The 19,288-nt window shown below is 72.9% G+C and carries 20 protein-coding genes; 5 read left to right on the top strand and 15 right to left on the bottom strand.

The genetic code is table 11. The features are described 5' to 3' along the window. Positions 1-71 precede the first annotated feature (71 nt). Positions 72-2,597 carry an ATP-dependent Clp protease ATP-binding subunit gene (locus AB8735_RS21155; RefSeq protein ID WP_344018712.1) on the bottom strand — a complete coding sequence of 842 codons (2,526 nt, stop codon included), beginning with the start codon at positions 2,595-2,597 and terminating at the stop codon, positions 72-74. Between the two features lie 501 nt (positions 2,598-3,098). Between AB8735_RS21155 and AB8735_RS21150 the strand changes: the two genes are divergently transcribed. Next, positions 3,099-3,749: an SCO3374 family protein gene (locus AB8735_RS21150; RefSeq protein WP_372408787.1), complete on the top strand. Its 651-nt coding sequence runs from the start codon at positions 3,099-3,101 to the stop codon at positions 3,747-3,749. On the opposite strand, the gene AB8735_RS21145 is transcribed toward AB8735_RS21150, so the two are convergent. The 11 genes from AB8735_RS21145 to AB8735_RS21095 form a co-directional block, all read right to left on the bottom strand. Next, entirely contained in the window at positions 3,688-4,020 is a 333-nt protein-coding gene (locus AB8735_RS21145; protein ID WP_344018717.1) for an Lsr2 family protein, read from the bottom strand. The two genes, AB8735_RS21150 and AB8735_RS21145, sit on opposite strands and share 62 nt — an antisense overlap. A gap of 173 nt (positions 4,021-4,193) precedes the next feature. Further along, a complete protein-coding gene (locus tag AB8735_RS21140; RefSeq protein WP_344018720.1) occupies positions 4,194-4,730 on the bottom strand; it encodes an amino-acid N-acetyltransferase in 537 nt (178 codons plus the stop codon). Between the two features lie 9 nt (positions 4,731-4,739). Then, positions 4,740-5,135 carry a BlaI/MecI/CopY family transcriptional regulator gene (locus tag AB8735_RS21135; protein ID WP_199892159.1) on the bottom strand — a complete coding sequence of 132 codons (396 nt, stop codon included), beginning with the start codon at positions 5,133-5,135 and terminating at the stop codon, positions 4,740-4,742. A gap of 145 nt (positions 5,136-5,280) precedes the next feature. Continuing rightward, positions 5,281-5,460, bottom strand: a complete 180-nt coding sequence (locus AB8735_RS21130; protein WP_344018724.1) for a hypothetical protein — start codon at positions 5,458-5,460, stop codon at positions 5,281-5,283. 47 nt (positions 5,461-5,507) lie between these two features. Then, positions 5,508-6,191 carry a hypothetical protein gene (locus AB8735_RS21125; RefSeq protein ID WP_372408786.1) on the bottom strand — a complete coding sequence of 228 codons (684 nt, stop codon included), beginning with the start codon at positions 6,189-6,191 and terminating at the stop codon, positions 5,508-5,510. Between the two features lie 297 nt (positions 6,192-6,488). Continuing rightward, positions 6,489-7,286 carry a type III pantothenate kinase gene (locus tag AB8735_RS21120; RefSeq protein ID WP_344018729.1) on the bottom strand — a complete coding sequence of 266 codons (798 nt, stop codon included), beginning with the start codon at positions 7,284-7,286 and terminating at the stop codon, positions 6,489-6,491. After that, a complete protein-coding gene (gene nadC, locus AB8735_RS21115) occupies positions 7,286-8,296 on the bottom strand; it encodes a carboxylating nicotinate-nucleotide diphosphorylase (RefSeq protein WP_372408785.1) in 1,011 nt (336 codons plus the stop codon). The genes AB8735_RS21120 and nadC overlap by 1 nt, the downstream gene beginning before the upstream one ends. Next, complete coding sequence (locus AB8735_RS21110) at positions 8,293-9,963, bottom strand: L-aspartate oxidase (protein WP_372408784.1); 1,671 nt, start codon at positions 9,961-9,963, stop codon at positions 8,293-8,295. Before AB8735_RS21110 ends, nadC begins: the two co-directional genes overlap by 4 nt. After that, positions 9,960-10,829, bottom strand: coding sequence for a pantoate--beta-alanine ligase (panC, locus tag AB8735_RS21105; RefSeq protein ID WP_372411884.1), 870 nt, complete (start codon positions 10,827-10,829; stop codon positions 9,960-9,962). The genes AB8735_RS21110 and panC overlap by 4 nt, the downstream gene beginning before the upstream one ends. Positions 10,830-10,852: 23 nt before the next feature. Next, on the bottom strand, positions 10,853-11,800 hold the full coding sequence (locus tag AB8735_RS21100; protein WP_344018733.1) for a DUF2520 domain-containing protein: 948 nt from the start codon (positions 11,798-11,800) through the stop codon (positions 10,853-10,855). A gap of 201 nt (positions 11,801-12,001) precedes the next feature. Beyond that, complete coding sequence (locus AB8735_RS21095; protein ID WP_344018736.1) at positions 12,002-12,241, bottom strand: hypothetical protein; 240 nt, start codon at positions 12,239-12,241, stop codon at positions 12,002-12,004. A 99-nt stretch (positions 12,242-12,340) separates the two neighbouring features. Here AB8735_RS21095 and AB8735_RS21090 point away from each other — a divergent pair, with 99 nt between their 5' ends. Continuing rightward, positions 12,341-13,462 carry a DUF5937 family protein gene (locus AB8735_RS21090; protein WP_372408783.1) on the top strand — a complete coding sequence of 374 codons (1,122 nt, stop codon included), beginning with the start codon at positions 12,341-12,343 and terminating at the stop codon, positions 13,460-13,462. A gap of 7 nt (positions 13,463-13,469) precedes the next feature. Here AB8735_RS21090 and AB8735_RS21085 read toward each other — a convergent pair whose 3' ends face one another. Continuing rightward, positions 13,470-14,072 carry a short chain dehydrogenase gene (locus tag AB8735_RS21085; protein WP_344018740.1) on the bottom strand — a complete coding sequence of 201 codons (603 nt, stop codon included), beginning with the start codon at positions 14,070-14,072 and terminating at the stop codon, positions 13,470-13,472. 92 nt (positions 14,073-14,164) lie between these two features. On the opposite strand from AB8735_RS21085, the gene AB8735_RS21080 reads away from it, so the two are divergent. Further along, positions 14,165-15,031 carry a LysR family transcriptional regulator gene (locus AB8735_RS21080; protein ID WP_372408782.1) on the top strand — a complete coding sequence of 289 codons (867 nt, stop codon included), beginning with the start codon at positions 14,165-14,167 and terminating at the stop codon, positions 15,029-15,031. Between the two features lie 27 nt (positions 15,032-15,058). Here AB8735_RS21080 and AB8735_RS21075 read toward each other — a convergent pair whose 3' ends face one another. Beyond that, positions 15,059-15,733, bottom strand: a complete 675-nt coding sequence (locus AB8735_RS21075; protein WP_344018744.1) for a response regulator transcription factor — start codon at positions 15,731-15,733, stop codon at positions 15,059-15,061. A 44-nt stretch (positions 15,734-15,777) separates the two neighbouring features. Beyond that, positions 15,778-16,983, bottom strand: coding sequence for a sensor histidine kinase (locus tag AB8735_RS21070; protein WP_344018746.1), 1,206 nt, complete (start codon positions 16,981-16,983; stop codon positions 15,778-15,780). A 121-nt stretch (positions 16,984-17,104) separates the two neighbouring features. On the opposite strand from AB8735_RS21070, the gene AB8735_RS21065 reads away from it, so the two are divergent. Together AB8735_RS21065 and AB8735_RS21060 are read left to right on the top strand one after the other, a co-directional pair. Beyond that, positions 17,105-18,136 (top strand): SAM-dependent methyltransferase, encoded by a 1,032-nt coding sequence (locus AB8735_RS21065; RefSeq protein ID WP_344018749.1) that lies wholly within the window; start codon positions 17,105-17,107, stop codon positions 18,134-18,136. Next, positions 18,133-19,275, top strand: coding sequence for an NADH-quinone oxidoreductase subunit D (locus AB8735_RS21060; protein WP_372408781.1), 1,143 nt, complete (start codon positions 18,133-18,135; stop codon positions 19,273-19,275). The genes AB8735_RS21065 and AB8735_RS21060 overlap by 4 nt, the downstream gene beginning before the upstream one ends. Positions 19,276-19,288 lie beyond the last annotated feature (13 nt).

Below are 19,288 nucleotides of genomic sequence, written 5' to 3'. Positions count from 1 at the left end.
ATCGGCCCCGGGCCGCCAACGCGACCCGGGGCCGACCCCGAACTGCTCAACTACCGGGCGCTACGCGCCCGTCACGCGTCCTTCGACAGGTTGGGCCCCGCCCCACCCGCCGCCTGCTCCACCGGCGGAGTGTCCGGCAGCGCCGTCTTCTCCTCGCCGCGGAAGGTGAACTTCTTCTCCTCACCCTCGCCCTCGGTGCCGACGACCACGATGTGGCCCGGGCGGAGCTCGCCGAAGAGGATCTTCTCGGACAGGATGTCCTCGATCTCCCGCTGGATCGTGCGGCGCAGCGGCCGCGCACCCAGGATCGGGTCGTAACCCTTCTTCGCGAGCAGCTGCTTCGCGTCCGCGCTGAGCTCGATGCCCATGTCGCGGTCGCGCAGGCGCTCGTCCACCTTGGCGATCATCAGGTCGACGATCTGGATGATGTCTTCCTGCGACAGCTGGTGGAAGACCACCGTGTCGTCGACACGGTTGAGGAACTCCGGCCGGAAGTGCTGCTTGAGCTCCTCGTTGACCTTGGCCTTCATCCGCTCGTAGCCGGTCTTGACGTCGCCCTGGGCCGCGAAGCCCAGGTTGAAGCCCTTGGAGATGTCCCGGGTGCCGAGGTTGGTCGTCATGATGATGACGGTGTTCTTGAAGTCCACGACCCGGCCCTGGGAGTCGGTCAGGCGACCGTCCTCCAGGATCTGCAGCAGCGAGTTGAAGATGTCCGGGTGGGCCTTCTCGACCTCGTCGAAGAGGACGACGGAGAACGGCTTGCGGCGGACCTTCTCGGTCAGCTGGCCGCCCTCTTCGTACCCCACGTATCCGGGCGGGGAACCGAAGAGACGCGACACCGTGTGCTTCTCGCTGAACTCCGACATGTCGAGGGAGATCAGCGCGTCCTCGTCGCCGAAGAGGAACTCGGCGAGCGTCTTGGACAGCTCGGTCTTACCGACACCGGACGGGCCGGCGAAGATGAACGATCCGCCCGGGCGCTTCGGGTCCTTGAGGCCCGCACGGGTGCGCCGGATGGCCTGGGAGAGCGCCTTGATGGCGTCCTTCTGGCCGATGACGCGCTTGTGCAGCTCGTCCTCCATGCGCAGCAGGCGGGAGGACTCCTCCTCCGTCAGCTTGAAGACCGGGATGCCGGTGGCCGTGGCCAGGACCTCGGCGATCAGCTCGCCGTCGACCTCGGCGACGACGTCCATGTCGCCGGCCTTCCACTCCTTCTCCCGCTTGGCCTTGGCGGCCAGCAGCTGCTTCTCCTTGTCGCGCAGGGAAGCGGCCTTCTCGAAGTCCTGCGAGTCGATCGCGGACTCCTTCTCGCGGCGCACGTCGGCGATCTTCTCGTCGAACTCGCGGAGGTCCGGCGGCGCGGTCATCCGGCGGATGCGCATCCGGGAACCGGCCTCGTCGATCAGGTCGATCGCCTTGTCCGGCAGGAAGCGGTCGGAGATGTAGCGGTCGGCGAGGGTCGCGGCCTGGACCAGCGCCTCGTCGGTGATGGAGACGCGGTGGTGGGCCTCGTACCGGTCACGGAGACCCTTGAGGATCTCGATGGTGTGCGGCAGCGACGGCTCGGCGACCTGGATGGGCTGGAAGCGGCGCTCGAGGGCCGCGTCCTTCTCCAGGTGCTTGCGGTACTCGTCGAGCGTCGTGGCACCGATGGTCTGGAGCTCACCGCGGGCCAGCATCGGCTTCAGGATCGAAGCGGCGTCGATGGCGCCTTCCGCGGCACCCGCACCGACCAGCGTGTGGAGCTCGTCGATGAACAGGATGATGTCGCCGCGGGTGCGGATCTCCTTGAGGACCTTCTTCAGGCGCTCCTCGAAGTCACCGCGGTAGCGGGAGCCGGCGACCAGGGCGCCGAGGTCCAGGGTGTAGAGGTGCTTGTCCTTGAGGGTCTCGGGCACCTCGCCCTTGACGATGGCCTGGGCCAGTCCCTCGACGACGGCGGTCTTGCCGACGCCGGGCTCGCCGATGAGGACGGGGTTGTTCTTGGTGCGGCGGGACAGCACCTGCATGACCCGCTCGATCTCCTTCTCGCGCCCGATGACCGGGTCGAGCTTGGACTCCCGGGCGGCCTGGGTGAGGTTGCGCCCGAACTGGTCCAGGACGAGCGAGGTCGAGGGCGTGCCCTCGGCCGGGCCGCCGGCGGTGGCGGCCTCCTTGCCCTGGTAGCCGGAGAGCAGCTGGATGACCTGCTGCCGCACCCGGTTGAGATCGGCGCCCAGCTTCACGAGGACCTGGGCGGCGACGCCCTCGCCCTCGCGGATCAGGCCGAGCAGGATGTGCTCCGTGCCGATGTAGTTGTGGCCGAGCTGAAGGGCCTCGCGGAGCGACAGCTCCAGCACCTTCTTCGCACGGGGGGTGAAGGGGATGTGGCCGGACGGGGCCTGCTGGCCCTGGCCGATGATCTCCTCCACCTGCTGGCGGACCGCCTCGAGCGAAATCCCGAGGCTCTCCAGGGCCTTAGCGGCGACACCCTCACCCTCGTGGATCAGGCCCAGGAGGATGTGCTCGGTGCCGATGTAGTTGTGGTTGAGCATCCGGGCTTCTTCCTGAGCCAGGACGACAACCCGCCGCGCACGGTCGGTGAACCTCTCGAACATCGTTAATCGCTCCTCAGAGCGGTCAGGCAAGTAAGGGGGCGGTCCCCTCCCTGTCCTTCCGCATGCTAGTCCCGCGGGACGGGACAGCTCATTCCAACTGCCGACATCCGTCCGGATCACCCCCGCGTCGACGGGGAAACCTGCTGCCGAACAGCCGACAACTCCTCCAACCCGATGGTGGGAGACGATGTTCCCGCAGGCCAGGCATATACGCTCACCACCACTACGCCGACGGCGAACGCACTCCCTGCCCGGCATGGCTCGTCACACCCCGGGCTCTTCCCGGCAAATGCCCCCAAAGCCCTGCGGTATCGCCTCTCCCCATGGGCAATGTCCTACCCTCCGGCACGGACACTCCATGCGGCGCGACCCCGCGCACTCCGCTATGGGCGAACACCCTCGCGCCACCCGGAGCGCCTGTGCGCCCCTCAAGCCCTATACGGAGCGTGCCCGGCGCCAGACCCTGCGTAACCTCGCCGGTCCGGCACAGTTGCACCGTTCATGACTGCCGTCCTGCCCGGCCCCCGCGCCCCCCTGGACGCCGCACCGCGGCCGGCCCTGCGCCGCTGGTACGAGGACGAGCTGGGCTGGACCGTGGCCGACGGACCGCCCCCCTGCCTGCCGACCGGGGTGCGCTTCGACGCCCTGGGCATGCCCGCCGCGGCGGGTTTCGCCGTGCTCGGCCGCGTCCGCCGGGTGGGCCCGGCCGCGCTGGACCGGCGGAGCCGGACGCTCTGGTTCCTGACCGCCACCGGCACCGCGGAGGAGCTGCCGGAGCTGCTCCACTGGCTGGAGTGGGACGGGATCGCCCTGGACCTCGTGGCGCTGGGCCCGGGCGGCCGGATCGTCGCCCCGGCCCCGGTGCGGCGGCCTCGGGCGGGGGACCCGCCCGATCCGCGGGAGGCCGTCTGGGTCCGGCCTCCCCGGCCTGGGTACGAGCTGGAGCCGACCCTTCCGGTGACCGGCCTCGGGGGCGGCACGGGCACCGACGCCCCCGATCTCGTACGGCTCGTGAGCGCGGCGGCGACGGAGTGCCACCGGGCCCGGTTGCTGCGCGCCGGACGGTCGCGCAGAGGGCGGCCGACGGGGATCAGCCGTTGGCCTTCTCGTACGCCTCACGGATCTCGGCCGGGACACGGCCCCGGTCGTTGACGTTGTAACCGTTCTCCTTGGCCCACGCGCGGATCTTGGCGGTGTCCGGGCTGCCGGCGGAGGTGGCCCGGCCCCGTGCCCGGCCGGCCGAGCGACCACCGGTGCGGCGGCCGTTCTTGGCGTACGGCTCGAGCAGCCCGCGCAGCTTGTCGGCGTTGTCGGTGGTGAGGTCGATCTCGTACGACTTGCCGTCCAGGGCGAACGTCACCGTCTCGTCCGCCTCGCCGCCGTCGATGTCGTCGACAAGAAGGACCTGAACCTTCTGCGCCACGGGGGGATTCCTTTCATCAGCAGAAAAGGGATTACAGAGGAATAGCAAACCGCCTTTCCCGGAAAAACACAAACCCCCGGGGAAGGTTCAGTCACCGTTCCGCACGGGAACGATGGCTTCCAGGACGGCACGATAGGGGCGCGATTCGGACATTCGGACATAGGGCCCGACCATCACAGATGCAGAAGCATCCGACTGTTGCCAAGGGTGTTCGGCTTCACTCGTTCGAGACCCAGGAACTCGGCAACACCCTCGTCATAGGAGCGCAGCAGCTCGCTGTAGACATCACCGTCCACCGGGGTCTCACCGATCTCGACGAAGCCGTGCTTCGCGAAGAACTCGACTTCGAAGGTGAGGCAGAAAATGCGCCGCACGCCCAGCCAGCGCGCCGTCTGCAGGAGCTTGCCGAGGACCGCGTGGCCGACTCCGCCGCCCTTGACCGCCGGGTCGACGGCCAGCGTGCGGACCTCCGCGAGGTCTTCCCACATCACATGCAGTGCGCCGCATCCGATGACCGTACCGTCTTCGTCCCGTTCCGCGACCCAGAACTCCTGGATGTCCTCGTAAAGGGTCACGGTGGCTTTGTCGAGCAGGATGCCGTCGCGGGCGTAGGCGTTGATGAGCCGGCGCACGGCGGGCACGTCGGAGGTCCGGGCCCGGCGGACGGTGACGACTTTTGCGGGGGCGGGCCGGTCAGTTGCTGCGGGCATAACCGGACGCTATCGCCCGGCGGGCGGGGCTCCGTCCGCGGGTCCGTCGAGTTGCACGACCCGGATCGCGTCGCGGAGGGCTTCGCGTTGTTCGGCCGACATCATGCCGAAGAAGGCGACGAGAGCGGCCGCGGGGTTGTCGCTGACCGACCACGCTTCGTTCATCAGTGCGGCCGAGTAGGCGGCCCGGTTGGAGACCGCCTCATATCGATAGGCGCGGCCTTCCGCTTCCCGTCGCAGCCAGCCCTTCTGATACAGGTTGTCCATTACGGTCATCACGGTGGTGTAGGCGATCGACCGTTCCTGCTGAAGGTCTTCGAGGACTTCTCGAACAGTGACCGGCCGGTTCCACTCCCACACGCGCGTCATGACGGCGTCTTCCAGATCACCGAGGCGTCGAACCACACGCGAATAATAGTGGGAGATGTCTCGAATGCCGGTTTATCGCGGAGCGGCGGCAAGGCGTGGGCGGGACGGCGACGGAAAAGGGCGTGCGGCCCGGAAATACTCTCCGGGCCGCACGCCCCCGAGCGCGGGTTTCCCCTCGGGTTCAGACCCCGGGGGCCTTGGCTTCCGCCGAGGATGCCTCGGCACGGGCGAGCGCCGCGTCGACGATCGCGTCTTCCTTGCCCTTGTTCGCACCACCCTGGCTCTTGACGATCGTCACGACCAGTGCGGTGAAAGCGACCGCCATCACCACGGGCGGGACCAGCGCGGCGACATAGTCCATGGCCGTCGGCTCCTTCGGTTCTGGAATCGGTTGGCGACCCGTCCAGATTACGCGTGCGCCACCCGCGGCCTCTGCGGGACCCGGCTCTCCGGCGGCGGCGCCGGTTTGCGGCGGGGCGGAAAGACCTCGCCCGGAGTGGGAATGGGACGGTCGGGCCGGGGGGCGCCGGGGGGCGCGGGCGGCGCCTTGGGCCGCTCCGGCGCGGGTGCCGCGCCGGGTTTGGGGGCGGGCTTGGCGCCCGGCTTGGGGCTCTCCGCGGCGCCCGTGGCACGCGAGTGCGGCACGGCGGCCGCCACGCGGTGCTCGCGCTCGCAGCGCCGGAGGAGCGCGTACCGGCGGACCGTCTCGGCCGGCCCGGCCGGGGCGGCGCACAGGGCGCGGAGGGCGGCCAGGTCCTCGGCGCCGGGGCGGTGGCCGGCCGCGAGGGCGTCCTGGAGCCGCGCCAGGTAGCCGGGAGCGGTGCCGGGGAGGGCGGCGCGGTAGCGGGCGAGGTCCGCGCGGAGGAAGGCCCTCAGCCGGCCGCTCTCGCGGGCGGCTTCGTCCACGGCCTGGGCGAGCCGGAGGCACTTCTGCTTTTCGCGCGTCTCGCGCATCTCGCGCTGCTCATGCATCTCGTGCATCCCGATCGGCTCGGTGCGGGGCTGGAGGGCGATGGCGAGGGCACGGCGCAGGACGCGCAGTTCGTCCGCGCTGAACGCCATGCCGCCGCGGGATCCATAGGGCGTTGGCATGGGGCGACTTTAAGTGCTAAACGGACAATTTTCGCCTACCGGTGGCGTGTGGCGCGGCGTCTCCTTTTTCTCCCCGCCCCGCCCTTTCACCGTTTCCTCCGGGGCGGAGCCCCGGGGGCTGCGCCCCCTGACCCCCCGAAACCGCGCTCCGCGCGTTCGTCCTCAAGCGCCGGACGGGCTGGTTTCGTGCCCGGGCGCGCACTTCGGCCCGTCCGGCGTTTGAGGAGCGTTGCCCCGCGCGGCAGCGCGCGAGAAACGGTGAAAGGGCGGGGCGGGGAGAAAACACCCACGAACCACCTACGCCCGCGCCACGTTCCGCTCGTACACCAGGCGCAGGCCGATCAGCGTCAGCCACGGCTCGTGCTCGTCGATCACCGTCGCCTCGGCGAGGACCAGGGGGGCCAGGCCGCCCGTCGCGATGACGGTGACGTCGTCGGGGTCGTCGGACAGTTCGCGGGCCATGCGGTTGACGACGCCGTCGACCTGGCCCGCGAAGCCGTGGATGATGCCGGACTGCATCGCCTCGACCGTGTTCTTGCCGATCACGCTCCGCGGCCGGGCCAGTTCGATCTTGCGGAGCTGGGCGCCCTTCACGCCCAGCGCCTCGACGGAGATCTCGATGCCGGGCGAGATGACCCCGCCGACGTACTCCCCGCGGGCGCTCACCGCGTCGAACGTCGTCGCCGTGCCGAAGTCGACCACGATGCACGGGCCGCCGTAGAGCTCGACGGCGGCGACCGCGTTGATGATGCGGTCCGCGCCGACCTCCTTGGGGTTGTCCATGAGGATCGGCACCCCGGTCCGGACGCCGGGTTCGACCAGGACGGCGGGCACGTCGCCGTAGTAGCGGCGGGTCACCTCGCGCATCTCGTGCAGCACGGAGGGGACCGTGGAGCAGATGGCGATGCCCCCGATGCCCTCGCCCAGGTCCTCGCCGAGCAGCGGGTGACGGCCCATCAGTCCCTGGAAGAGGACGGCGAGTTCGTCGGCCGTGCGGCGGGCGTCCGTGGAGATGCGCCAGTGCTCGACGATCTCCTCGCCGTCGAAGAGGCCGAGGACGGTCTGGGTGTTGCCGACGTCGATGGTGAGCAGCATCAGCCCTCGTCCCCTTCGCCCTCTTCGCCTTCCCGCAGGTCGAGCCCTATGTCGAGGATCGGCGAGGAGTGGGTGAGCGCGCCGACGGCCAGGTAGTCCACGCCGGTGGCGGCGTAGGCGCGGGCGTTGTCGAGGGTGAGGCGGCCGGAGGACTCCAGCCGGGCGCGGCCGGCGACCAGGGCGACGGCCTCCCGGGTGGACTCGACGCTGAAGTTGTCGAGCATGACCAGGTCGGCGCCCTCGGCGAGCACCGGCGGGATCTGGTCGAGGCGGTCCACCTCGACCTCGATCGGCAGATCGGGGAAGCGCTCCCGGACGGCCTTGAACGCCTCGGCCACCCCGCCCGCGGCCACGACGTGGTTGTCCTTGACCAGCGCGGCGTCCGACAGCGACATCCGGTGGTTGACCCCGCCGCCGCAGCGGACCGCGTACTTCTCCAGCGCCCGCAGCCCGGGGGTGGTCTTGCGGGTGTCGCGGACGGCCGCCCCGGTGCCCTCCAGGGCGTCGGCCCAGGCGCGGGCGGCGGTGGCGATGCCGGAGAGCCGGCACAGCAGGTTGAGCATGCTGCGCTCGGCGGTCAGCAGGTCGCGGGTGCGGGTGCGGACGGACAGCAGGCGCTGCCCGGCGGCGACCCGGTCGCCGTCCTCGACGTGCCGCTCGACCTCGAAGGTGTCGGTGCAGACGACCGAGAGGATCGCTTCGGCGACCCGCAGGCCGGCCACCGTGCCCGCCTCGCGGGCGGTGAAGTCGCCGGTGGCGACGGCGTCCTCGGGGACGGTCGCCACCGAGGTGACGTCCACGCCGCCGTCGAGGTCCTCCTCGACGGCCATGTGCGCGATCTCCTCGACGAGCACCGGGTCCAGCCCGGCCTCGGCCAGCAGGGCGGCGAGGGACTCGTCGAGTCCGCACTCGTAGGCGGACGGGCCCTCGCCGCAGGCGCAGCCGTCGCCGCAGCCCGGTTCGTCGATGAAGGTGCCCAGCCGGTACTGGAGGTTCTCGGGGGTGCTCACGCGGTGCTCCTCGGTGCTGCTGCGGAAGGCGGGAACGCCGCCGTCGTGGTGGTGGAGACCGCAAGGGTACGGTCCGGGCGGAGGGTGACGAGAACGTGCCGGCGCCAGGCGGCATCGTCCCGGTCGGGCCGGTCCTCGCGCCAGTGGCTGCCCCGGGTCTCCTCGCGGAGCAGGGCGGCGGCGACCAGGACGCGGGCGACGAGCAGCAGGTTGGTGGCCTCCCACGCGTCGGTGCCGGGCTCCACGGACTTGTCGGCGCCCTCCTCGATCCGGGCGAGCTCGGCGGCCGCCCGTTCCAGGCTCTCCCGGGAGCGGAGCACGCCGGCGCCGGCGGTCATCGCGCGCTGGACGGCGAACCGGGCCTCCGGCTCGACCAGCCGCCCGACCGTGGTGACCGGGACGTATTCGCCCGCCGGGCGGTGGGCGGCGGCGATGTCCGCCGCGATGCGCTCGGCGAAGACCAGGCCCTCCAGGAGGGAGTTGGAGGCGAGCCGGTTCGCGCCGTGCACGCCGGTGCACGCGACCTCGCCGCACGCGTACAGCCCGGGGACGGTCGTCCGGCCGCGCAGGTCGGTGCGGACGCCGCCGGAGGCGTAGTGCGCGGCCGGGGCGACCGGGACCGGCTCGGTCACCGGGTCGATGCCGTGGGCGCGGCAGGCGGCCAGGATCGTGGGGAAGCGCTCGGCCCACATGGTGGCGCCGAAGTGCCGGGCGTCGAGGTACATGTGCTCGGCGCCGGTCTCCTGCATGCGCCGCATGATGCCCTTGGCGACGATGTCGCGCGGGGCCAGTTCGGCGAGTTCGTGCTGTCCGGCCATGAAGCGGACGCCGTCGGCGTCCACCAGGTGGGCGCCCTCGCCCCGTACGGCCTCCGACACCAGGGGCTGCTGCCCCTCGGCGTCCGGGCCGAGCCACAGCACGGTGGGGTGGAACTGGACGAACTCCAGGTCGGAGACCTCCGCTCCGGCGCGGAGCGCGAGCGCGACGCCGTCGCCGGTGGAGACGGACGGGTTGGTGGTCGCGGAGAACACCTGGCCCATGCCACCGGTGGCCAGGACGACGGCCCCGGCCCGGACGGCGCCGACGCCGTCGTGCTGCCCTTCGCCCATGACGTGCAGCAGGACCCCGGCGGCCCGCCCGTCGGAGTCCTTGAGGAGGTCGAGGACGAGGGCGTGCTCGATGATCCGGATCCCGGCGTCGCGGACGGCCGTCACCAGCGCCCGGGAGATCTCCGCACCGGTCGCGTCGCCGCCCGCGTGGGCGATGCGGCGGCGGTGGTGGCCGCCCTCGCGGGTGAGCAGGACCTCGCCGGTCACGGCGTCGGTGTCGAAGCGGGCGCCGGTGGCGATGAGCCGGCGGACGGCGTCGGGGCCCTCGGTGACGAGCGTCCGCACGGCCTCCTCGTCGCACAGCCCGGCGCCCGCGACGAGCGTGTCGTCCAGGTGCTGCTCCGGGGTGTCCCCCTCGCCCAGGGCGGCCGCTATGCCGCCCTGGGCCCAGCGGGTGGAGCCGTCGTCCGGGCGGGCCTTGGTGACGACGGCGACGTTCGCGCCGCCTGCGGCGCAGCGCAGCGCGACGGTGAGGCCGGCGACGCCGGAGCCGATGACGACGACGTCGGCGTCGACGGACCAGCCGGGGGCGGGTGACGCGAGGCGTATGCCGCTCATGACCGCTCCTCGGTGCCGAAGGTGACCGGCATGTTGTCGATGAGGCGGGTGGTGCCCACCCTGGCGGCGACGGCCAGGATCGCCTCGCCGGTGTGGTCGTCGGCGGCCTCGGTGAAGTCGGCCGGGTCGACCAGGGCCAGGTAGTCGAGGACGACGGGCGGCTCCGCCGTGGCCGCCGCGTCCAGGACGGCGCGGGCGGCGCGGCGCACGGCGGCCGGGCCCAGTGCGGCGGCGGCCTTCCCGGTGAGCAGCGCGCGGGAGAGCTCCAGCGCGGAGGCCCGGTCGGCGACCGAGAGGTAGCGGTTGCGACTGGAGAGGGCCATGTTGTCGCCCTCGCGGACGGTGGGGACGCCGACGATCTCCACGGGGAAGTTGAGATCGCGCACCATGCGGCGGATCAGCGCCAGCTGCTGGGCGTCCTTCTGCCCGAAGAGGGCGACGTCGGGCGCGGTGAGGTGGAGCAGCTTGGCGACGACGGTGAGGACGCCGTCGAAGTGCCCGGGGCGGTGGGCGCCTTCGAGGCGCTCGCCCATGGCCCCGGCGGTGACGCGGACCTCCGGCTCCCCGCCCGGGTAGACCTCGGCGACGGAGGGCGCGAAGACCGCGTCCGCGCCGGCCTCGCGCGCGAGCGCGAGGTCGGCCTCCAGGGTGCGCGGATAGCGGTCGAGGTCCTCGCCCGGGCCGAACTGGAGCGGGTTGACGAAGACCGTGACGACGACCTGCCCGTCCTCCCCGGCGATCCTCCGCGCCCCGCGGATCAGGGTGGCGTGGCCCTCGTGCAGCGCGCCCATGGTCATCACGACGGCGCGGGGCCCGGCGCCGGTGCCCGGCAGGGCGCGCAGCGCCGCCGCGTCGCCGACGAGCAGGCTGTCGCTGGTGAGCAGGTCGGTCACCGGTCTCCTCCGTCCTCTCCGCCCTCGGGGGCGGTGCCGTCCGCGAGGACGACGAGCAGGTCTTCCGCCAGTTCCGGCTTGAGCAGGCCGTGCGCGAGCGCGCGGTCGGCGGTGGTGCGGGCCATCGCCAGGTAGCCGGCGACGGCCTGGGGCGCATGCGTACGCAGCTGGGCGACGTGCGCGGCCACGGTGCCCGCGTCGCCGCGGGCGACCGGGCCGGTGAGCGCCGCGTCGCCGCTGCGCAGCGCGTTGTCGAGGGCGGCCCCGAGCAGGGGGCCGAGCATCCGGGCCGGGTGGGCGACGCCCGCCGTGCCGAGCAGCTCCATCGCCTGGGCGACCAGGGTCACCAGGTGGTTGGAGCCGATGGCGAGGGCCGCGTGGTAGAGCGGCCGGGCGTCCTCGTCGATCCACTCGGGCTCGCCGCCCATCTCGATGACCAGCGCCTCCGCGGCCAGCCGCAGCTCCTCCGGGGCGGTGACGCCGAAGGAGCAGCCGGCCAGCCGCTGGATGTCCACGGCGGTGCCGGTGAAGGTCATGGCCGGGTGCAGGGCGAGCGGCAGGGCCCCGGCGCGGGTGGCGGGGGCGAGGACGGCGGCGCCGTGCCGTCCGGAGGTGTGGACGAGCAGCTGGCCGGGGCGGACGGCCCCGGTCTCGGCGAGCCCGGCGACCAGCCCCGGCAGGACGTCGTCGGGGACGGTGAGCAGGACCAGCTCGGCCCGGGCCAGCACCTCGGCGGGGGGTACGACGGGGACGCCGGGCAGGATCTCGGCGGCCCGGCGCAGCGAGGCGTCGGAGACGCCCGAGACGGCGACGGGCCGGTGCCCGGCGAGGGCGAGCGAGGCGGCGAGCACGGGGCCCACGCGGCCGGCGCCGACGACGCCGACGGTGAGCCGGGCGGGGCGGTCCTGCGGGCCCGTCTGCCCGGGGGTCTGTTGTGCGTTCACGCGGCGGGATGCCTTCCGTTCCAGTCCGCGGGGGTACCGGACGATTCCGCTGTCATGCTACGCGCTCGGGCGCGGGCCGTTCCGGGGTGGAGTTGTGCCCCTGTCCCGCCCTTTCACCGTTTCCCGGGGGCAAGCCCCCGGACCCCCGCAACGCGGCTCCGCCGCGTTGGTCCTCAAACGCCGGACGGGCTGCATTCCGCCTCAGCGGCAGCGCCCCGCCTCCGGCACACGCGCCGTGGCCGGGGCCGAGGCGGCCGACGCGGGCCGTGTCGCGAGAACCCTCCGACGAACGACCCGCCCCGCCAGCACCCGGCAGAACTCCCGCCACCCAAGAATCTCCCGCACCGTACGCACCTCATCCGTCCCCGGCGCCGGCGGCGCGGGAACCCCCTGCTGAAGGGCGCGGTAGCTGTCGAACATGTGCTGCTGGATCGCGTTCATGCCCTCACCGTGCGCCCCGTCCACCCCCCGTGGCCCGTGGATTGACGAGGACCGTCAAATGATCAACGCGCCCGTCACGGGAGGCCCAGAATGAGACACATGAGCGTGACGATCGACATCGCGGGCCTGCCGCCCGAACGTGTGCTGTTCGCCGCGTCGCCCCTGGCCGAGCTGGGTCATGCCCTGCACGTGCTCGCCGAGCCCTCGCACCACCCCGGGCTGCACGGCTGGGTGACCGCGACGGCCGCAGGGCTGAAACCCGACCTCGCCGACCGGCTCTGCGAGGCGGACTTCCTGTGGGGGTCGGTCTTCTCCGACATCTTCCTGCCGCTGGCGGCCGTGCCCTCGGCCGAGGGCAGGGCGGGCGCCACGCTCGCGGACGACCTGGACATGCTCGACCGGCTGGACGACGAGCGGTTCGTCGAGGCCGCCCTCGACGTCTCCTGCTCCGGCTACTACGCGGACGCCTCCGTCGGCTCGCCGCTGCACGACGAGCGGTCCCGCGCCCTCACCCTGGAGCGCGCGGCGGCCCGCGGCCCGCGGAACGTGGTGTTCGCCCAGCGGCTGCTGGAGGACCCGCCCGGGGTACGGGCCTGGGTGCGGCGCCTGATGGAGGACTGCGAGCAGGCGTTCTTCGGGGACGTCTGGCGGCGGGTGGGCGTCCAGCTCGCGACGGACGTCCGGCACAAGACGGAGGTGCTGCGCCGCCGCGGGCTACGCGAGGCGCTGGCCGAGGTGTCGCCCGCGGTCTCGGTGGACGACCGCGGGACCCGCATCACCGTCGACAAGCTGTCCTCCGGCCGCACCACGGCCCTGGACCCCGCGGTGGGCCCGGGCATCACGCTCGTCCCCTCCTCCCTGGGCTGGCCCCACCTGCTCGTGCTGTCCGCGCCGGGCTGGCGGCCGGTGATCCACTATCCGGTCGGCACGCCCGGACTGCCGGACCCGGCCTCGCTGGATCTGCTCAAGCTGCGGATGGAGGCCCTGGCCCACCCGATGCGCCTGCGCATGTGCCGCTGGCTGGCGCGCAGCGCCTGCACCACCGGCGAGCTGGCCACCGAGCACGGCATCAGCGCTCCGGAGGCGTCCCGCCACCTCGCGGTGCTGAAGAAGGCCGGGCTGCTCACCACCCGCCGCCGCGGCCGGTATGTGCTCCACCAGCTGGACCTGACGGTGGTGGCCCGGCTGGGGAGCGACTTCCTGGAGGGCGTCCTGCGCTGAGGGGCCGTCAGTGCCCGACCCGGTACACCCGTCCCGTGTGCCGCCCCTCGACCGAGCGGACGTACGCGGCCGCCACCGACGCCGCCGGGACGGGTTCCACGCCCGGGAAGACGGCCCCGTACGCCTCCACCGACTCGGTCAGCAGCGTCGGGCTGACCGCGTTGACGCGCTGCGGCGCCAGCTCGATCGCGGCGGCGCGGACGAACGCCTCCACCGCGCCGTTGGCGGCCGACGCCGCCGCCCCGGCGACCACGGGCTCCTCGGTGAGCACCCCGCTGACCAGGGTGAAGGAACCGTTCGGCGCGAGGTGCCGGGCGCCCTGGCGGACCAGTTCGAGCTGGCTCAGCGCCTTGGTCCGCAGCGTCGCCGCGAAGTCGTCGGCGGTCAGCTCGGACAGCGGCTTGAAGACCGCGTCCCCGCCCGCGACGGCGACCGCGTCCAGACCGGTGACCCGCTCGTAGAGGCGGCCGACGGCCTCCGGGTCGGCGACGTCGAGCCGGATGTCGCCGCCGGTGCGGCCGACGGTGACGAGCTCGTGGCCGCGCGCGTCCAGCGCCTCGGCGACCGCGCTGCCGAGGGTGCCGGACGCGCCAACAAGAAGGATCTTCACTGGGGGAACCTCTCTCCGTAGGTACTCCCGACCGTACGGAGCGCGCTCCTCCCCCGGAAATGCCGTCTGGTCAGCCACTATGCTCCGCACGCATGGATGTGGAACTGCGCCACCTCAAAGCCCTCGTCGCCATCGCCGACCGGGGCACCATCACCGCCGCGGCCGCCGCGCTGCACATGACGCAGCCCGCCCTCTCCCGCACCCTGACCCAGCTGGAGAACCGGGTCGGGGTACGGCTGGTGGACCGCTCGTCCCGGCGGCCGGTCCTCACCCCCGCGGGGCGCACCCTGCACGACCACGGCCGGGCCATCCTCGCCCACCTCGACGCGGCGCTCGCGGACACCGCCGCCGTCTCCCGGCCGCTGCGCGTCGGCTACAACTGCGCGGTCCTGGGCCGGCTCACCGTCCCGCTGCTGCGGTCCTGGCGCCAACGGGCGGTCCCCGCCGTCCCGTTGGAGCTGCACCGGCGCGACAACCGCAGCGCCGGGCTGGCCTCCGGGGACGTGGACGTCGCGGTGGTCCGCGCGCTCCCCGGCGACCCGCGCATCACCACCGAGGCCCTCTACTGGGAGGAGCGCCTCGCCGCCCTACCCGACGACCATCCGCTCGCCGGCCGCGACCGGATCGTCCTCGCCGAGCTGGCCGGCGACACGCTCGCGCTCTGCCGCGACCTGAGCACCACGAGCCTCGAACTGTGGCCCCCGGAACGGCGGCCGCACCGCGTCGTGGAGGTCCGGAACGTGGACGAGTGGCTCGGCGCCATCTGCACCGGGGAAGCGGTCGGGATCGCGTCGGCGGGCGCGGCCGAGAGCCACGCCCACCCCGGCGTGCGCTACGTCCCGCTCGCCGACGCCCCCGCGGTGACGGTGTACCTCGCGTACCCCGCCCACCCCACGCACCCCGGCACGGAGGACTTCCTGGCGGCGGTACGGGCCCTGGCGGCGGATGGCGAGGGGTAGCTCCCCGGCCCCGGGCGGGGTGGGGAACTACAACCCCGCCCCACCCGCCCGCACCAGCCCGCTCTCGTACGCCATCACCACCACCTGCACCCGGTCCCGCAGCCCCAACTTCGTGAGAATCCGGCCCACATGGGTCTTCACCGTCGCCTCCGACAGCACCAGCCGCCCCGCGATCTCCCCGTTCGACAGCCCCTGCGCCACCAGCAGCATCACCTCCCGCTCCCGGTCCGTCAGCCGGCCGATCTGTGTGTCGGCCGGCGTCGGGGCGGTCCCGGGCAGCATCGGGGTGAAGCGGTCGAGGAGCCGTCGCGTCGTGCTCGGGGCGACCACCGCGTCACCGCTGTGGACGGCCCGGATCGCGCCCAGCAGCTCGGCCGGCGGCACATCCTTGAGCATGAAGCCGCTCGCGCCGACCTTCAGCGCGGAGAAGGCGTACTCGTCCAGGTCGAAGGTGGTCAGGATGATCACCTTCGGCGCGTTCTCCTGGTCGCAGATGCGCCGCGTCGCCTCCACCCCGTCCAGCCGCGGCATGCGGACGTCCATCAGCACCACGTCCACCGCCGTCGCGGCCAGGACGTCCAGCGCCTCCGCGCCGTCACCGGCCTCGGCGACGACCTCCATGTCGGGCTGGGCGGCCAGCACCATGCGGAAGCCGGTGCGCAACAGCGCCTGGTCGTCGACGAGCATCACGCGGATGGCCATGCAAAGGTCCCTTTCCACACATCCCACTGAAGATCAAAAACAGCTCAGCGCCCCGGCTTGGCCGGCAGCAGCACACTGATCCGGAAGCCCCCGCCCGGCCGCGGCCCCGCATCCAGCGTGCCCCCGATCATGCCGACGCGCTCGCGCATCCCGATGAGGCCGTGCCCCATGCCGTCCGCCCCGCCCGATTCGTACAGCTCGTGCTGCGCGCCCCGGCCGTCGTCCTCGACGAGCAGCCCGAGCCCGTCGTCGAAGTAGGTGAGCCGCACGCTGGCGCCGACGTCCGGCCCGCCGTGCTTGCGGGTGTTGGTGAGCGCTTCCTGGACGATCCGGTACGCGGTCAGCTCCACGCCGCTGGGCAGCGGCCGGGCGCTCCCCTCGATCTTGTACTCGACCGGCAGCCCGGCGCCGCGCACCTGCTCGACGAGCTCCTCGATCTGCTCCAGATCCGGCTGCGGGACGTACTCGCCGCCGGCCGGGGCGCCCTCCTCCGAGCGCAGCACGCCCAGCAGGCGGCGCATCTCGGCGAGGGCCTGGCGCCCGGTGCCGGAGATCGTCTCCAGCGCCTGCTTGGCCGTCTCGGGCGAGGAGTCGAGGACGTACGCGGCGCCGTCGGCCTGCACCACCATGACCGACACGTTGTGCGCGACGACGTCGTGCAGCTCGCGGGCGATGCGCGCGCGCTCCGCGGCGACCGCCATCTTCGACTGCTGCTCGCGCTCCTTCTCCAGCCGCGTGGCGCGCTCCTCCAGCTGGGCCCAGTAGGCCCGGCGGGTGCGCATCCGGTCGCCGAGGACCCAGGCGAGGAAGAAGGGAAGGGCCGCGAAGGCGTGGTTGAGGATCGCGTGGGTGAGGGAGTCGCTGGTCGTGTCCGGCCAGCGCCACCAGTACAGGAACGGCGCCGCCAGCCCGCCCACCAGCGCGAACCGGGACGCCCAGCGGACGGTGCCGGAGGCGGCCGTGTAGACGATGACCAGCATCGGCAGGTCGTAGACGTTGAACTGGATGTTCAGCGCCAGCTGCGCCAGACCCGCGGCCGTCGCCAGCAGCAGCATCTTCTCGGGCCAGCGCCGCCGCAGCGCGAGCACCAGGCACAGCGCGAGCGAGACCCCGGCGACGGCCACCCGGTGGAGCGCCGTGGCCCCCGGCTCCTCGGACACCGTCAGGGCGCACAGCCCCAGCAGCAACACGGCCCAGAAGCTGTCCACACCTGTGGGGTGTCTGCGGAGGAAGTCGTAGAGGCGGTGCACGTCACCCAGCGTAGGCACGCCTGACGCCCGCCGGGGTCCGCCCGGCGATCGATCCCGCCCCGTCCCGCCTACTCCGCAAGGTGGAGGCCCCCGGACCGCCGAGGGCGCTTAGCGTGGGCACATGACATCCGGCATGACTTCCGGCGGGGCCTTGGGGACGCGCCCCTGGCGGGCGGCGGCGGAGGCCGCCCTCTACGGCCCCGGCGGCTTCTACCACCGCCCCGAAGGCCCCGCCGGCCACTTCCGTACGTCCGTGCACGCCTCCCCGCTCTACGCGGGCGCGGTGGCCGAACTGCTGCGCCGGGTCGACGCCGCGCTCGGGCACCCCGCGGAGCTGGCCTTCACCGACCTGGGGGCGGGCCGCGGCGAACTGGTCACCGGCGTCCTGGCGCACTGCCCGCCGGAACTGGCCGCGCGGCTGCGCCCGTACGCCGTCGAACGCGCCGCCCGCCCGGCCGGCCTCGACGAGCGGATCCTCTGGCGCGACGCACCACCCGAAGGGGTGACCGGCCTGCTCTTCGCCAACGAGTGGCTGGACAACGTGCCGCTGGACGTCGTCGAGACCGACGGCACGGGGACGCCGCTCCGGGTCCTCGTCCAGGAGGACGGCGAGGAGCTGCCCGGCGACCCCGTCTCCGGCGCGGACGCCGACTGGCTGGCCCGCTGGTGGCCGGTGGAGGGCGCCCCGCCCGGCAGCCGGGCCGAGATCGGGCGGCCGCGGGACGAGGCGTGGGGCCGGGCGGTCGCCACCCTGCGGGCCGGCCTCGCCGTGGCCGTGGACTACGCGCACGAGCGGGACTCCCGCCCGCCCTTCGGCACCCTGACCGGCTTCCGCGACGGGCGCGAGGTGCGGCCCGTGCCGGACGGCTCGTGCGACATCACCGCGCACGTGGCGCTCGACGCGTGCGCCGGGCCCGGCGCCCGGCTGACGAACCAGCGCGACGTGCTGCGCGCCCTGGGCGTGGACGGCGGCCGCCCGCCGCTCTCCCTCGCCTCGACGGACCCCGCGGCCTACGTCCGGGCCCTGGGCGCGGCGGGCGAGGCGGGCGAGCTGACCGCCCCCGGCGGCCTGGGATCCTTCGGCTGGCTGCTCCAGCCGGTGGGGGAGGAGTGCGCGGACCTGCTGCCACCGGCTGAGAAACTGTTCCCATGACGGAGACGACGGTCGGCATCGGCGGCGCGGCGGAGAGCACCGACATGGTGCTCAACATCGGCCCTCAGCACCCCTCCACCCATGGGGTGCTGCGGCTGCGCCTCGTCCTCGACGGCGAGCGCGTCCGCAGCGCCGAGCCGGTGATCGGCTATATGCACCGGGGCGCGGAGAAGCTCTTCGAGGCGCGCGACTACCGGCAGATCGTCATGCTCGCCAACCGGCACGACTGGCTGTCCGCGTTCTCCAACGAGCTGGGCGTCGTCATGGCCGTCGAGCGGATGCTGGGCATGGAGGTGCCCGAGCGCGCGGTGTGGCTGCGCACGCTGCTGGCCGAGCTGAACCGGGTGCTCAACCACCTGATGTTCCTCGGCTCCTACCCGCTGGAGCTGGGCGGCATCACCCCCGTCTTCCACGCCTTCCGCGAGCGCGAGGTGCTCCAGCAGGTGCTGGAGGAGGTCTCCGGCGGCCGGATGCACTACATGTTCAACCGCGTCGGCGGCCTCAAGGAGGACCTCCCCGCGGGCTGGCTCGGCCGCGCCCGCACGGCGGTCGCCGAGGTCCGCTCCCGGATGGACGTCCACGACCGGCTGGTCCTCGGCAACGAGATCTTCCGCGGACGCACCCGCGGCGTCGGCGTCCTGGCCCCGGAGACGGTGCACGCCTACGGGGTGAGCGGGCCCATCGCCCGCGCCTCCGGCGTCGACTTCGACCTGCGGCGCGACGAGCCGTACCTGGCGTACGGGGAGCTGGCCGACGTCCTGAAGGTCGTCACCCGCGAGGAGGGCGACTGCCTCGCCCGCTTCGAGTGCCTGCTGGAGCAGACGCACAACTCGCTGGACCTGGCCGCCGCCTGCCTGGACCGCCTGGCGGACCTCCCGCCCGGCCCCGTCAACCAGCGTCTGCCGAAGGTCCTCAAGGCCCCCGAGGGCGCCACCTACACCTGGACCGAGAACCCGCTCGGGCTCAACGGCTACTACCTCGTCTCCAAGGGCGAGAAGACCCCGTACCGCCTGAAGCTCCGTTCGGCGTCCTTCAACAACATCCAGGCGTTGGTGGAGTTGCTGCCCGGGACGCTGGTCGCGGACATGGTGGCGATTCTGGGGTCGCTGTTCTTCGTGGTGGGCGACATCGACAAGTAGGGCCGGGCGCCAA

This window comes from Streptomyces luteireticuli, assembly GCF_041519305.1.
GTDB lineage: Bacteria > Actinomycetota > Actinomycetes > Streptomycetales > Streptomycetaceae > Streptomyces > Streptomyces luteireticuli.
This window is presented reverse-complemented; position numbering and strand designations above follow the sequence as displayed.